13 protein-coding genes and 2 pseudogenes are annotated in these 13661 nt (G+C 65.4%); 3 read left to right on the forward strand and 12 right to left on the reverse strand.

The window, feature by feature from the left end; all coding sequences use genetic code 11:
* Nucleotides 1-266: 266 nt before the first annotated feature.
* Both CNE_RS21715 and tnpA read right to left on the reverse strand, forming a co-directional pair.
* A pseudogene (locus tag CNE_RS21715) lies at nucleotides 267-1358 on the reverse strand (IS5 family transposase).
* 132 nt (nucleotides 1359-1490) lie between these two features.
* Nucleotides 1491-1790: pseudogene (gene tnpA, locus CNE_RS21720) on the reverse strand (IS200/IS605 family transposase); the annotation flags it as partial.
* A 54-nt stretch (nucleotides 1791-1844) separates the two neighbouring features.
* Between tnpA and CNE_RS21725 the strand changes: the two are divergent.
* Nucleotides 1845-3005, forward strand: a complete 1161-nt coding sequence (locus CNE_RS21725; RefSeq protein ID WP_049800668.1) for an RNA-guided endonuclease InsQ/TnpB family protein — start codon at nucleotides 1845-1847, stop codon at nucleotides 3003-3005.
* 146 nt (nucleotides 3006-3151) lie between these two features.
* Here the strand turns inward: CNE_RS21725 and CNE_RS21730 are convergent, their stop codons facing one another.
* The 4 genes from CNE_RS21730 to CNE_RS21745 all read right to left on the reverse strand — a co-directional run bounded on the left by CNE_RS21730 (nucleotide 3152) and on the right by CNE_RS21745 (nucleotide 6605).
* Nucleotides 3152-4618: an MFS transporter gene (locus CNE_RS21730; RefSeq protein WP_013952425.1), complete on the reverse strand. Its 1467-nt coding sequence runs from the start codon at nucleotides 4616-4618 to the stop codon at nucleotides 3152-3154.
* Between the two features lie 180 nt (nucleotides 4619-4798).
* Complete coding sequence (locus tag CNE_RS21735) at nucleotides 4799-5494, reverse strand: intradiol ring-cleavage dioxygenase (RefSeq protein ID WP_013952426.1); 696 nt, start codon at nucleotides 5492-5494, stop codon at nucleotides 4799-4801.
* 67 nt (nucleotides 5495-5561) lie between these two features.
* Complete coding sequence (locus CNE_RS21740) at nucleotides 5562-5771, reverse strand: hypothetical protein (RefSeq protein WP_041228569.1); 210 nt, start codon at nucleotides 5769-5771, stop codon at nucleotides 5562-5564.
* Nucleotides 5772-6137: 366 nt separating this feature from the next.
* Nucleotides 6138-6605, reverse strand: a complete 468-nt coding sequence (locus tag CNE_RS21745; protein WP_041228570.1) for a nucleoside deaminase — start codon at nucleotides 6603-6605, stop codon at nucleotides 6138-6140.
* Between the two features lie 267 nt (nucleotides 6606-6872).
* Between CNE_RS21745 and CNE_RS21750 the strand changes: the two genes are divergently transcribed.
* Both CNE_RS21750 and CNE_RS21755 read left to right on the forward strand, forming a co-directional pair.
* The gene (locus tag CNE_RS21750) at nucleotides 6873-7544 is read left to right on the forward strand and encodes an ankyrin repeat domain-containing protein (protein WP_013952429.1); all 672 of its coding nucleotides are present in this window, start codon (nucleotides 6873-6875) and stop codon (nucleotides 7542-7544) included.
* 75 nt (nucleotides 7545-7619) lie between these two features.
* Nucleotides 7620-8150: a MarR family winged helix-turn-helix transcriptional regulator gene (locus CNE_RS21755; RefSeq protein ID WP_013952430.1), complete on the forward strand. Its 531-nt coding sequence runs from the start codon at nucleotides 7620-7622 to the stop codon at nucleotides 8148-8150.
* A 39-nt stretch (nucleotides 8151-8189) separates the two neighbouring features.
* Here the strand turns inward: CNE_RS21755 and CNE_RS21760 are convergent, their stop codons facing one another.
* The 6 genes from CNE_RS21760 to CNE_RS21785 all read right to left on the reverse strand — a co-directional run bounded on the left by CNE_RS21760 (nucleotide 8190) and on the right by CNE_RS21785 (nucleotide 13653).
* Nucleotides 8190-8705, reverse strand: coding sequence for an aromatic-ring-hydroxylating dioxygenase subunit beta (locus tag CNE_RS21760; RefSeq protein ID WP_228772516.1), 516 nt, complete (start codon nucleotides 8703-8705; stop codon nucleotides 8190-8192).
* A 35-nt stretch (nucleotides 8706-8740) separates the two neighbouring features.
* Nucleotides 8741-10030, reverse strand: a complete 1290-nt coding sequence (locus CNE_RS21765; RefSeq protein ID WP_013952432.1) for an aromatic ring-hydroxylating dioxygenase subunit alpha — start codon at nucleotides 10028-10030, stop codon at nucleotides 8741-8743.
* Nucleotides 10031-10042: 12 nt separating this feature from the next.
* Nucleotides 10043-11323 carry an NAD(P)/FAD-dependent oxidoreductase gene (locus tag CNE_RS21770; RefSeq protein WP_013952433.1) on the reverse strand — a complete coding sequence of 427 codons (1281 nt, stop codon included), beginning with the start codon at nucleotides 11321-11323 and terminating at the stop codon, nucleotides 10043-10045.
* An 11-nt stretch (nucleotides 11324-11334) separates the two neighbouring features.
* On the reverse strand, nucleotides 11335-11640 hold the full coding sequence (locus CNE_RS21775; protein WP_013952434.1) for a non-heme iron oxygenase ferredoxin subunit: 306 nt from the start codon (nucleotides 11638-11640) through the stop codon (nucleotides 11335-11337).
* Nucleotides 11641-11722: 82 nt separating this feature from the next.
* Nucleotides 11723-12769, reverse strand: a complete 1047-nt coding sequence (locus CNE_RS21780) for a branched-chain amino acid ABC transporter permease (protein WP_013952435.1) — start codon at nucleotides 12767-12769, stop codon at nucleotides 11723-11725.
* Nucleotides 12769-13653: a branched-chain amino acid ABC transporter permease gene (locus tag CNE_RS21785; protein ID WP_013952436.1), complete on the reverse strand. Its 885-nt coding sequence runs from the start codon at nucleotides 13651-13653 to the stop codon at nucleotides 12769-12771. Before CNE_RS21785 ends, CNE_RS21780 begins: the two co-directional genes overlap by 1 nt.
* Between the last annotated feature and the right edge of the window lie 8 nt (nucleotides 13654-13661).

The raw sequence follows: 13661 nt of genomic DNA on the forward strand, positions 1-13661 counted from the left end.
TGTGTAAGGGGAGGCTGTAGCACTGCTTAACACGGCGGTAACATGGCATGCGATGAACGACGAATGCAGCACACATTGACGGGGTTTTGACCAGGTGCGCGGCAAGCCTTGGCGTTTAGCAGGCTGCTGAAGTACTCACCATGGAAGCGGCGGAGCTTCCCCCAAAAGGGCTGGTGTGTTCGCTACATTTCACATCCGGAAGCCGGGCTTCACTGCGTCGTTTTTTTTCCGCGTTTTGGCGCTCATTTCCGGCCTCATTACCGCGATTACTGCAACCGCGGACGGATTTGTCCCAGCGAGCGCATGCGCACGAGGTTGTAGGCAGCCATGCTCAGCACAAACATCTGGTCGACCTTCTTGAGTCCGCGCACCATCACCTGACGCATGCGGCCAACGGTCTTGATCCATCCAAAGCCTTGCTCGATCAGCTTGCGCTTCTGCTGCGAGACGGCATAACCGGCGCTGCAAGCAATGGCATCAGGAACGGCCGAGCACCGCCCCGAGGTGTTCTGTGCCACGTGGGGAGTCACCTTCATTTCCAGGCACGCCTGGATGAACTCCTGCGCGTCGTAGCCCTTGTCCGCGCCGACAGTCACTTCCACATTCGGGTCTTCAGTTACCTGCCTGGCATCGTTGAGCATGACCTTCGCGGCTTCGCGTTCGGCGTGTCCGTCCGCATTGGTCACCATGGCGCTCACCACCAGGCCGTGGCGGTTGTCGCTCAGAGTATGGCCCATGTAGCGCAGCTCGCTGGCGGTCTTGCCCTTGCGGTACAGCTTGGCATCGGGATCGGTCTTGGACTCGTGCGTCTCGTTGCTGCGTTTGCGACCCCTGAAGTCGCCGCTATCGTCGTCGCTGCCATCCTTGCGCACGAAGCTCTTGTGACCTGCCTACGCCTGAATCAGCGTGCCGTCCACGCTGAAGTGCTCGCCAGACAGCCAGTCCTTCTTCTGCGCAATGACCAGCACCTCGTTGAAGAACTCGATCACGGCATCGTGCTTGATCAGCCGTTCGCGGTTCTTGGTGAAGACCGTAGGCACCCAAACTCTGTCGTCCATCGACAGCCCGATGAACCAGCGAAACAGCAGGTTGTACTGCGTCTGCTCCATGAGCTGGCGCTCGGAGCGAATGCTGTAGAGCACCTGCAGCAGCATGGCTCTGAGCAGCTTTTCCGGCGCGATGCTGGGCTGGCCACCTTTGATATCGGCCTCGTACATCTGCGCGAACAACCGGTCCATCTTCACCAGCGCCTGGTTGGCCATGGTGCGGATAGAGCGCAGCGGGTGGGACTTCGGCACGAAATCTTCCAGCCGCCTCATGGTGAATAAGCTTTCCGTGAAGGTGTCAGCGCCGCGCATGAATCTGGGGTTGGGTGGAGTCCTCAGATCAACGCTTCAGCCTGTCGTGGCGCCGACATTCCCTGGAGGTATTTCAGCGGCCTGTTAGGCCGGGGAAGGATAGCGCGGACGCCGTCGGCGTCCTTTCAGCGGCTAATGCGGCGTCTGTTGTTGCTCAATGTATTGGCGGATGATCTCGATGGGCGCACCGCCGCAGCTCCCTGCGAAGTAAGACGGCGACCACAGCGCACCGCCCCATAGCTTCTTGCTGATGCTCGGGTAGTTCTTCTTTCGGATCATACGGCTGGATACCCCTTTCAAGCTGTTTACCAGTGCGGACACCGCGACCTTTGGCGGGTAGTTCACAAGAAGGTGAACGTGATCGTCCTCCCCATCGAACTCCACCAGTTCAGCTTCGAAATCTGCGCAAACGCCGGTAAATATGTCGCGCAGGTCCTCTGCCGAATGTCATTGTCGTCGCTCATAGGCCAAGAGTATGATTGGGCCATGCAGCGTCTTCAAGCCTTCAAATACGAATTGATGCCGAACGGCGAGCAGCAGCGCAACATGCGCCGTTATGTTGGATCGTGCCGGTTTGTCTATAACAAGGCGCTGGCGTTGCAGAAACAGCGTTACGATCAAGGCGAAAAGAAGCTCAGCTATGCCGGTCTGTGTAAGCAACTCACGGAGTGGCGCAACAGCACGGAAACAGCATGGCTGGCCGATGCACCAGTCCATCCTCTTCAACAGACGCTCAAGGACTTGGAGCGGGCCTACACAAATTTCTTCGCAAAACGGGCCGACTTCCCGCGTTTCAAGAAGAAGGGTCTGGGCGACAGTTTCCGCTATCCCGACCAGAAGCAAATCAAGCTTGATCAGACCAACTCGCGTATCTTTTTGCCCAAGCTGGGCTGGCTGCGATACAGGAACAGCCGCGACGTACTCGGTGAGGTACGCAATGCCTGCGTCAGCCTTTCGGGCGGCAAGTGGTTTGTTTCGATCCAGACTGAGCGGAAGGTCGAACGACCTGTGCCGAAAGCCACCAGCGCCATCGGCATCGACATGGGCATCGCTCGCTTTGCCACCATGAGCGATGGCACTTTCCTCGCGCCGCTCAACAGCTTTAGGAAGCACGAAGCCAGACTGCGCCGTGCGCAGCGGGCGATGAGCCGCAAGACGAAATTCAGCAACAACTGGAAGAAGTCCAAGGCCCGAATCCAGCGTATCCACGCACGCATCGGTAACGCCCGCCTCGACTACCTGCACAAAGCCACGACCACGATCAGCGAAAATCAAGCGATGGTGTGTATCGAGGACCTGAAGGTACGGAACATGTCCAAGTCAGCGGCCGGTTCAAGCGGGCAACCGGGCAAGAACGTCAGGGCCAAGTCCGGCCTGAACAAGGCCATCCTCGATCAGGGTTGGTACGAGTTCGGGCGTCAACTGGAATACAAGCTAGCGTGGAATGGCGGCTGGCTAATAGCTGTGCCGCCACAGCACACCAGTCGCACGTGCCCTTGCTGCGGGCATGTATCTGCCGAGAACCGGCAGAGCCAGGCGAGCTTCGCCTGTGTGGCATGCGGCTATGCGAATCACGCCGACGTGGTCGGCGCGATCAACGTTTTGGCGCGGGGGCACCGCGTTGCAGCCTGTGGAGAGTCGGCGTAGTCAAGCCGCTCTACGAAGCAGGAACCCACCGAAGTGACTACGTAGAGCATCACGTAGCGCCGTAGGAATCCTCGTCCTTTCCGCCGTAAGGCGGCAGCCGAAGGCGGTGTTCATATAAGGATGTCAACAGCGCTGCGGTGATGCGGCTAATCGTCGGCAGCGAGCGGCGGCGCGATGTGCTCCAGCGGCCGGCGTTCGGCGTCGATGCCGAAGCGCAACGCCAGCAGCCCGGCAACGATCACCAGCACCGCGCCGAAGCCGTAGCCTGCCGCCACGGCTTCGCGGCTGCCGCTTTCAATCAGCGCGCCCAGCAGCACCGGCGCGATAAAGCCGCCGGTGCCGGTGCCCACGGCATAGAAGACCGAGATCGCCAGCGCGCGCATTTCCAGCGGGAATACTTCGCTGGCGGTCAGGTAGGCGGAACTGGCCGCGGCCGAGGCCAGGAAGAACACCGCTGACCAGCACAGCGCCTGGGCGCGCGCATCGAGCCAGCCTGCAACGAAGGCCCAGCCGGTCAGCGCCAGGCCGATGCCGGACAGCACGTAGGTGGCGCCAATCATGCGCCGGCGCCCGATGTGGTCGAACAGCGGGCCAAGCAGCAGCGGTCCCAGGGCGTTACCCAGCGCAAAAGGAAAGATATACAGCGCCACGCGCGCTTCCGGCACGGCATAGAAGCGCGTCAGCACCAGCGCATAGGTGAAGAAGATCGCGTTGTAGAAGAAGGCTTGCGCCACCATCAGCGCCAGCGTGATCACGCTGCGGCGGCGGAAGCGCCGCAACAGCAGGCGCATGACTTCGCCCACGCCCGGCGCGGCGCGCCGGCGCATGGTCATCGCCACGCAATCGGGTGCCACCGGCGGCAGCGGGCCGTGGCGGGCGCGCACCTCGGCCTCGATCGCGGCGATCACGCGCTCGGCCTCTTCCAGGCGGCCGTGAGTGGCAAGCCAGCGCGGGCTCTCCGGCACATGCCTGCGCACCAGCACGATTGCCACGGCCAGCACCGCGCCCAGCGCGAAGCAGACGCGCCAGCCCCAGACCGGGCCGAACACGCGCGCATCGAGCAGCACCAGGCTCAGCCCCGCGCCGAGCGCCGCGCCCAGCCAGAAGCTGCCGTTGATGGCCAGGTTGACGCGCCCGCGCACGCGCGCGGGGATCAGTTCGTCGATGGCGGAGTTGATGGCCGCGTATTCGCCGCCGATGCCAAGGCCGGTGAAGAAGCGGCAGGCCGCAAAGAAGGCAAAGCCGGGTGAGAACGCGGTGGCCAGCGTCGCCACCATGTAGACCGCGAGCGTGGCCAGGAACAGCCGCTTGCGCCCGAGGCGGTCGGCCATGCGCCCGAACACCAGCGCCCCGAGCACCGCGCCGGCGATATACAGCGACCCCGACCAGCCCACCTGCGTCGCGGTCAGGCCCAGCGTATCGGGGCGCTCCAGCACGGCGCCGACCGAGCCCACCAGCGTGACTTCCAGGCCATCGAGCACCCAGGCAACACCCAGCGCAATCGCCACGCGCCAGTGCCAGCGCGACCATGGCAGGCGGTCCAGCCGCCCGGGAATGTCGGTGCGGAATGCGGTGTCGACGGGAAGGCTGGCGAGGGCGGTTTCGGTTGGCATCGCCAAGCAGTATAGGAAACGGGTGCCGCCGCGCTCAGCGGTACAGCACCGTGGGCTGCCAGAGGCCGATGCCGGGGAAGACGTAGAGCAGCAACGGCCAGCACACCATGGCGCTGGTCTTTGCGCCCGCGCACGTTTTAGGCGGAATCCGCCGATGCCGCGGATACGGGCCCGGGCGGCTCAGGGGCGGGCGATGCCGACCGTGAACTCGGCCTCCAGCAGCCCTGCTGCATCAGCGGCCTGGCGCACGCGCATCTGGTTCGGGTGGGATCCCGCGATCGGGTCCTGCGCGGTGGCGCGCGACGGCACGCCGTGCGCGCGGTAGGCCGGGTGGCTGCTCAGCACCTCGCGGTTTAGGGTATCGCTGAAGTACAGCTGGCTGGTCAGAGCTTCCGACTGCCCGAGCAGCACCTTGAAATGGATATGGATGGCGCGCGGCGCGTACCAGCCGGGATAGATCGACATGAACGTTGCCACGCCGTCCTGGCTGGTGGGCTGGACGCCGCGCAGGAACCGCGCCTGGCGGTTGCCGCGGCCTTCGCCGCTGTAGCTGCCGTCAGCATCGCAATGCCAGATGCTGACCAGCGCCCCCGGCACTGGCGTGCAGCCGCGCCCGGCATCCACTACCCGGATGCGCAGGCGCAAGGGTTGTCCGGGCCGGTCGTCGCGGATGTCGGCGCGTACCTGGGCGTCGTCAAGATAGAAGGGGCCTTCGGTGGCGGCGGGCGTCAGCAGGCAGGCGGCGGGGGTGGCTGCTGCCGCGCCGGGCGCGATGCCGGCCGCGGCAAGCAGGCCGCCCAGCTCATGCAGGAATCGGCGGCGCGCCGCGTCAGTGTCTGCCGTGCCGTCGGCGCCAACTGCTGGGCGCTCCGTCATCGTGGGCTCCGTGGTGTTCCGGGTGCGCCTTGCGGCGCGTGGTACTGCCGGGCTGGCTTTGGGGGCGTCAGCGTCTCATCGCCTTGAGCATCGAGTAGCCGTGGCTGGTGATGCGCGGCTCCTGCCGGCTGCCGTGCAGGATGTCAAGTTGTACGAGTTGCTTTTCGACCAGTGCCTTCAGGTCGATGGGATCGATCTGGCGGGAATCGCTGGAATCGAGGGAATCCGGACCATCGCTCAACAATAGCAGTGTGGCAAGTTCATGCGGGCTCAGCACGTTCGTCTCCTTGGCTAGAGGGGGGCGTTTGCTGGGAGTCTGCGCGGCGCAGCGGCGCCGGCGCGGGAAGAGGTCAAAAAGTCCTGGAGACGATGCAGCACATGCCGCGTGCATGTGCTGCGCCGCGGTGGAATGCTGCGGCGCCGCATCCTGTCTCCGGCGACTAATTTGTTTGACGAGGCCGGCAGCACGCGGTTCCGTGCAACGGCTCACCGTTACATGTGACCGGGCGTAGCACCGCCGGCATCGTGATTCACTATTAACCTGTCACGATGACAATGTGATGGCCATGCCGATGCTGTGCAATTGGGGCGGCAGCCTCCCGCCCTTTGCACCGGCTGCACCGCTTGCGCCGCATGGTGGCGTCTATTGGCCCTGCTGCTCGCGCCACGCCTCGTACAGGTCGATGCCCTCGTCGCGCGCCGGCACATAGGCCAGCGTCATCTCCCGTTGCTCCAGCGGCCGGGCCAGTTCGATATAGCCGCGCTCCGCGGACAGGTCGTAGGGTTCGCCGTCTTCATTGGAGTAGGCGTAGTAGACCGCCTTCACGCCGGCCAGGTACATCGCCGACAGGCACATCGGACAGGGGTAGCCGCTGGCGTACACCGTGCAGCCGCTCAGGTCCGGCTTGCCCAGCGCCCGGCTGGCGGCGCGCACCGCCTGCATTTCGGCGTGCGCGCTCGGGTCGCAGTTGGCCTCCACCTCGTTTACCGCGCGGGCCAGCACCTTGCCGTCCCTGACGACCACGGCGCCAAAAGGCCAGGTATTGCGTTCGCGCACGTTCTCCATGGCGAGGCGGATGGAATCAAGCAGATAGGCTTCTGTCGTGGACACGCGTTGTCTCCAGTGAGGCCTGGCCCGTGCAGGCGGACGATGGTTCGGGCCTCGGGAATATAGGCCAGCGCGCGCCGGCATGGTGGCGTGGGTTGTTATAGGGCGTATTTGGGCCGTGCGCGTGCAGTACCGGCTATTGGCGATGGCACTGGCGCGCATTCGAATCCATCACTTCGCGCGGCGTGGCCGGCATGACAGAATGCACCCGACCGCATCGATACCCCGATACCCCTTGCGCACCTGACGCATCCGCACGGAGGAAAGAGCATGCTGGCGGCGCGCCTGTCCATCTGCCTTGCCCTGGTCATTGCCATGCTGACACCCACCTTAGCCGCCGCCGGCGGCCCGCCCGAACAACAGCTGCGCGAGGCCGCGGCCAGCGGCAACGCCGCGCAGGTCACCGCATTGCTTGGCCAGGGCGCCAGCATCGATGACCGCGATGCGCAGGGACGTACGGCGCTGCTGCTGGCCACGCACCACAACCGCGTGCAGGCGGCCAGGGTCCTGATCGATGCCGGTGCCGACGTGAATGCGAAAGACGCCATCCACGACAGCCCCTACCTGTACGCCGGCGCGCGCGGCTACAACGAGATCCTGCGCCTGACGCTGGCCCATGGCGCGGACCTGCGCAGCACCAACCGCTATGGCGGCACCGCGCTGATTCCCGCCGCCGAGCGCGGCCATGTCGAGACCGTGCGCACGCTGATCGCTGCCGGCGTGGCCGTGAACCACGTCAACAAGCTCAAGTGGACGGCCTTGCTCGAGGCCATCATCCTCGGCAACGGCGGGCAGGCCCTTACCGAGATCGTGCGCCTGCTGCTCAAGGCGGGCGCCGACGTGAACCTGGCCGACGGCGACGGCGTCACGCCGCTGCAGCATGCGCGCCAGCGCGGCTATACCCGGATCGAGCAGATTCTCAGCGCCGCCGGTGCACGCTGATCCTTGCGCCGCAAGGCGGCTCGCTCTCGTCTGCCTCATATATACTGTCAGTGTGCATACAAAATGGTGAGAGCGATGTCTGCGAGAGCGAAACGCAACGCAACGAGCGGCAGTAGTGAGGCGGCGGATGCCGTGCCGGAAGCCGATCCGGCAAAGGAGTTGCTCTGGGCACGTCCGGGGTTCCTGGTGCGGCGCTTGCACCAGATCCACGTCGCGATGTTCTTCGAGGAGTGCAAGTCGCCGAACATCACGCCCGTGCAATATGCCATCCTGACGGTGCTGTCGGTGCTGCCGGGGCTGGACCAGACCTCGCTCGGGCAGGAGGTCGGCCTGGACCGGACCACGACCGCCGATGTCGTGCGCCGGCTCGAAGAGCGCGGACTGGTAGAGCGCCGCGACAACCCCGCCGACCGGCGCACCCGCCATGTCTACCTGACGCGGGAAGGCAAGAGCGTGGTCACGGCGCTGCGTGCCGACATGGCGCGTGCGCAGGAGCGCATGCTGGCGCCGCTGAAGCCCGCTCAGCGCGAAGTGTTCATGGACCTGCTGGCGACGCTGGTGGAAGCCAACAACCAGTACAGCCGCACCGTGCTGCGCAGCATGTAAGCCCGACGGCGGGCGCAAGGCCCGCCGTGCGCAGGCGCATCAGACCGGGTAGACCAGGTCGTTGGCGATGATGGTGGTGTCGTAGACGACCTGCCGCTCGCGCAGCAGCAGCCTGCCACCCTGGCGGCGGAACCGGTCGTAGTAGGTCCCCGCCAGGTGGATCGTGGTGGGGCCCTCCACCAGCGTTTGCAGCAGCATGTAGTTGGCCTGTGCCAGGATATCGCCGTCCGCGGTTTCGTCGCTGACGCGCGTGTTGGTCACCAGGTGCAGGTTGTAGCGCGGCGCGAACATCTGCGTATTGGCAATCGCAGCGGCGCGGTCGCGCATCATGCCCACCCCTTCGGCGTAGACCAGCCCCACCGGCAGGTTGCGCTCGGCATTCTCGCGCGCGGTGATCCTGTAGAGCGCGTCCTCGGTGAAGAAGCGGGGCCATTGCTCGACCAGGCCGGCGTCGAGCACCGCGCAGTATTCCGCGTGGAAGGCCTCGATCTCCAGCCGCAGTTCAATGGCGCGCGCGGTGCCGAGGGCGCTCTCGCAATAGAGGGAATAGTTCATCGGTTTCATATTCTGGGAATCCCGTTAGCCGCCGTTCAGAACCCCATCACGCCGCGGTAGTACTGGTACATCGCACGGATGGCGGATTCGGAGATCAGGGAGTTGGAGGTGCCGACCTGGTCCGGATCCAGCTTGAGCACATTGAGGTCGCTGCTGGAGCGGCGCACGCCTTCCTGCACGAACTTCATCGCCTCGTTGTCCTCCAGCCCCAGGAAGCCTGCGGGGCCCATCAGGTTGCCCTGGCGCAGGCGGTGCTGCGTCATCTCCTCGGTATCGTCCTCGTAGCCGAACATGGTCCACAGCATCAGCATGCTGTCGGGGCCGTTGGGCACGATCTGGCGCACGCCGAGGGTGTTCATTTCGCGCTGCACGATCAGGTTCGGCCAGATCGTCTGCATCGTCACCGACCACGGCGAATCGAACTCTTTCACATACTCCAGGAAGCGTTCGTCTTCCAGGCGCATGCCCTCATGGTATGAGCGCATCTCCTTCTTGTTCTCGTCGCTGACGGCCGCGTACTTGTCTTCCTTTTTCGCCGACGCCATGGTGCCGTGCCGCCCGTGCACCGGATCGGCGATCATGGCACTTTCATTGCCCGCCACCAGCAGCCCGAACACCACCAGGAAGGAGTGCAGCAGCGTGGCGTGGTACGGGTCCTTGAGGTTCTCGTGGTACATCTTCCAGTTGCACGGGAGTTCGTTCTTGTAATACCCGAGCACCTTGAGCGGCTTGCCGTTGAAGACGATGTCGAAGTCCTTGAGGATCTCCGGCGTCAGATAGTCTTCCAGGCTTTCCATGTCCGCCGCGTACGAGGCGAAGACCACGCCGTTGCGCGTGGCCACGTTCAGCTTGACCAGGCCGTGGTCCTCGTTGCGGAAGTCCCTGGGCATGCCGCCCGCACGATTGACGCCGCGCTTGAACGGAACGCCCTGCAGGTTGCCCTTGAGGTCGTAGGACCATTGGTGATAGGGGCAGACGAATTCCTTCGCATTGCCCTGGCTGTGGCGGCAGAACTCGGCGCCGCGGTGCGCGCAGCGATTCTCGAAGACGTTGACCGAGCCGTCTTCGGCGCGCGACACCACCACGGGCGTCGCGCCGACATAGGAGCGCTTGTAGTCGCCGGCGTTGGGGATCTCCGCTTCGAGCGCGACGTAGTTCCAGGAGCGTCCGCGAAAGATCTTCTGCAGCTCCAGGTCATGCACCTCCTTGCTGGTGTAGACCCAGTCCGGGATGTAGTGCAGGCTGTCTTCGGGCCAACGGCAGTCGGCCAGGCCGGCGTCTTTCTTGCCCAGCGTGTGCTGGATCACCGCTTGTGTCTGGTACATGTGGGAGTCCTTTCAGAGTGTAGTGGGGCTGGCCGCTGCCGTCGGGAGGTCGCGCACCAGCTGTCGCAGCGGCAAGGCGTCATCGCACAGCCGTGGTAGCAGGTCTTCGACGGCATGGCCGAAGAGCACGCGCAACGGCCGCAAGTCGCCGCCGGCATTGATGGCAATGGCGTGGCTGAGCCGGCCGTGCCGGGTGCCGAGCAGCATGAACCTGGGGGAGGGCGCGTCGCTGGCGGCGATGCCGCGCCAGGCGTAGCGGGTATCGGGAGTGGCCGCGCCGAGCATCTGCACGTTGCAGCCGAACTGGTCGGTCCAGAACCACGGCATCGCCGCGGGTTCGGCCTGCACGCCCAGTATGGCCGCGGCGGCGATGCGCGCCTGCTCGTTGGCGCTTTGCCAGGATTCCAGCCGCATGTGGGCGCCGAACAGGGGCTGGTACTGGCTGCAGCAGTCGCCCGCGGCATAGATGCCGGCCGCGCTGGTGTGGCCCTGCTGGTCGACCTGGATGCCGCCGTTGGCGGGATCCAGCGCCAGGCCGGCGGCGGCGCCGAGCGCCACCTCGGGCGTCAGCCCGATCGCGACCACCACCAGCGGCGCCTGCAACGCCGCGCCATCCGCCAGCCGGACCTGCACGCCATCGGCCTGCGGCACCAGGGCCGCGATGCCGCAGCCGAGCCGCAGTTCAACGCCTTGCGCTAGCACGCGCTGCGCCAGCCAGCTGCCAAGCTCGGGCGGCAGCGCGCGGCCGAGCAGCCGGTCGGCGCTTTCGATCAGCGTGACCCGGAGGCCGATGCCGGCCGCGGTCGAAGCCGTTTCCAGGCCAAGGAAACCGCCGCCGATCACGATCACCTCGCGCGCACGCTGCATGGCATCGCGCAGGCGAGCGGCGTCGTCGAGTGTGCGCAGGTAGTGCACATGGGGCGTGCCTGGCGGCAGCGCGGGCAGGACGCGCGCATTGCCGCCGGTGGCGAGCAGGCAGGCGGCGTAGCGAATGGCCTCGCCATCTGCGCAGTGCGCCACGCTGTGCGCGGGGCCCAGCGCGGTGACCGTGGTGCCAAGCCGTAGCTCGATGTCCTGCCCGGCATAGAAGCCGGCGGGGTGCACGCCGATCTTGCCGTCCTGTGCGGCGTCGGCGAGCAAGGACTTGGACAGGGGCGGGCGTTCGTACGGTGCATGGCGCTCGCCGCCGGCCATGACGATGCGGCCACGATGGCCGAGCCTGCGCAGTTCGGCAGCGGCCATCGCGCCAGCCTGGCCGGCGCCGACAATCAGGATGGGCGTGTCTTGTGGCATGCTCGGCTCCTTCAAAGCTCGACCCACACCCGGCTGTCTTCGAACTTGACCGGGTAGGTGCGGATGTCGCTGGTGGCAGGCGCGCACATGGCCTTGCCGGAGCGGATGTCGAAGCGGGCCTGGTGCAGCGGGCACTCGATGCAGCCGTCTTCCAGGTAGCCGTCGGACAGCAGCGCGTACTGGTGCGTGCAGACGTTGTCGGTGACGAAGTACTGGTCGTCGCTGCGATAGACGGCGAGCTGGCGGTCCCCCAGCGTGAGCGGCATGACCTCGTCGTTCTGCAGGCCGTGCGCGGCGTCGATTTCAATCCATGCCATGGCGATCTCCGTGAATTGTATTTGTCAGTATGCTGAATATATAAGATCAGTGTACTGATGTTTTTCGCTCGCAGTATTCTGGTTAACCCTGGCCGGGGTTGGCCGCGCCGGATCTGGCTGGCCCCACCGCGGGCGCGCCGGCCTGCAGCGACGGGCGGGCCTGCCAGCGAGCCAGGATCTCGCCCATGATGCCGCGGCGGAACGTCAGCACGCATACCACGAAGATCAGCCCTGTCACCATGCTGACCGATTCGCCCAGCGCTTCGAACCAGCCGATGCCGGTCATGGCCGCGAGCGCGTTGCCGGCGTCGCCCAGCTTGTTTTCCAGCGCCACGATCACCAGCGCGCCGACCAGCGGGCCCGACAACGTGCCCATGCCGCCGACCAGCGTCATCAGGATGACCGTGCCCGACATCATCCAGTGCACGTCGGTGAGCGTGGCAAAGCCCAGCACCAGGGTCTTGAGCGCGCCCGCCAGCCCGGCCAGTGCCGACGACAGCACGAACGCCAGCAGCTTGAAGCGGTCCGCGTCATAGCCCAGCGAGATGGCACGCGGCTCGTCCTCCTTGATCGCGCGCAGGATCTGCCCGAACGGCGAGTTGACGATGCGCATGATGCCGAGGAAGGCCGCGGCGGTGATCAGCAGCACGACGTAGTACATGGTGTGGTCCGACGCCAGCGGCAGCACGCCGAACAGGTCGCCCCGCGGCACCGCCTGGAGGCCGTCTTCGCCACCGGTCGCGGGCGTCTGCAGGCAGAAGAAGTAGAACATCTGCGCCAGCGCCAGCGTGATCATGGCGAAGTAGATACCCTGCCTGCGTATCGCCAGTGCACCAAACACCAGGCCGAGCAGGGCCCCGAACGCGGTGCCGGCCAGCAGGCCCAGCTCCGGCGTCAGCTGCAGGGACTTCATCGCATAGCCGCAGGCATAGGCGGCGCCGCCGAAGAAGGCCGCATGGCCGAACGACACCAGCCCGGTGTAGCCCAGCAGCAGGTTGAAGGCGCAGGCAAAGAGCGCGAAGCACAGCAGCTTCATCACCAGCACCGGGTAGGCGCCCAGCCAGGGCGCGAGCAGCAGGACCGCCAGCAGCAGTCCGTAGGCGAAGGTTGCACGCTTTCCGCTTGCCATCATTTTTCCTTTCCAAAGAGCCCGGCGGGGCGCACCAGCAACACGCACACCATGGCGACGAAGACCACCGTCGCGGAGGCTTCGGGGTAGTAGACCTTGGTGATGCCCTCGAAGACACCCAGCCCAAGTCCGGTGAAGATCGAGCCCAGGATCGAACCCATGCCGCCGATCACCACCACGGCGAAGACCGTGATGATCAGGTTCTGGCCCATCAGCGGCGAGACCTGCATCACCGGCGCGGCCAGCACGCCCGCCAGCGCGGCCAGGCCCACGCCGAAAGCGTAGGTCAGCGTCACCAGCAGCGGCACGTTGACGCCGAACGCCTCGACCATGCGCGGATTCTCGGTGCCGGCGCGCAGGTAGGCGCCCAGCCGGGTCTTCTCGATCATGAACCAGGTGGCAAAGCACACCGCCAGCGACGCCAGCACCACCCATGCGCGGTAGTTGGGCAGCACCATGAAGCCCAGGTGGCTCACGCCAGACAAGGCTTCGGGCGTGGGGTAGGGCAGGCCGGAGACGCCGTAGACCGAGCGCAGCGCGCCTTCGATCAGCAGGCAGATGCCCAGCGTCAGCAGCAGCCCGTACAGGTGGTCGAAGCGGTAGAGGTGGCGCAGCATGGTGCGCTCAAGCACCACGCCGAGCGCGCCGGCCACCACCGGTGCCAGCACCAGCATCAGCCAGTAGTTCAGCCCGAGGTAGTTCAGGCCCATCCAGGCCAGCACCGCGCCGAGCATGAACAGCGCGCCGTGCGCAAAGTTGATCACGTTGAGCAGGCCGAAGATCACGGCTAGCCCCAGGCTCAGGATCGCGTAGAACGAGCCGTTGACAAGCCCCAGCAGCAACTGGCTCAGCAGCGCGGGCAGGGGCACTCCAAACAATTCCATGCAAATCT

It is taken from the genome of Cupriavidus necator N-1, assembly GCF_000219215.1.
In the GTDB taxonomy this organism is placed as follows: Bacteria; Pseudomonadota; Gammaproteobacteria; order Burkholderiales; family Burkholderiaceae; genus Cupriavidus; species Cupriavidus necator.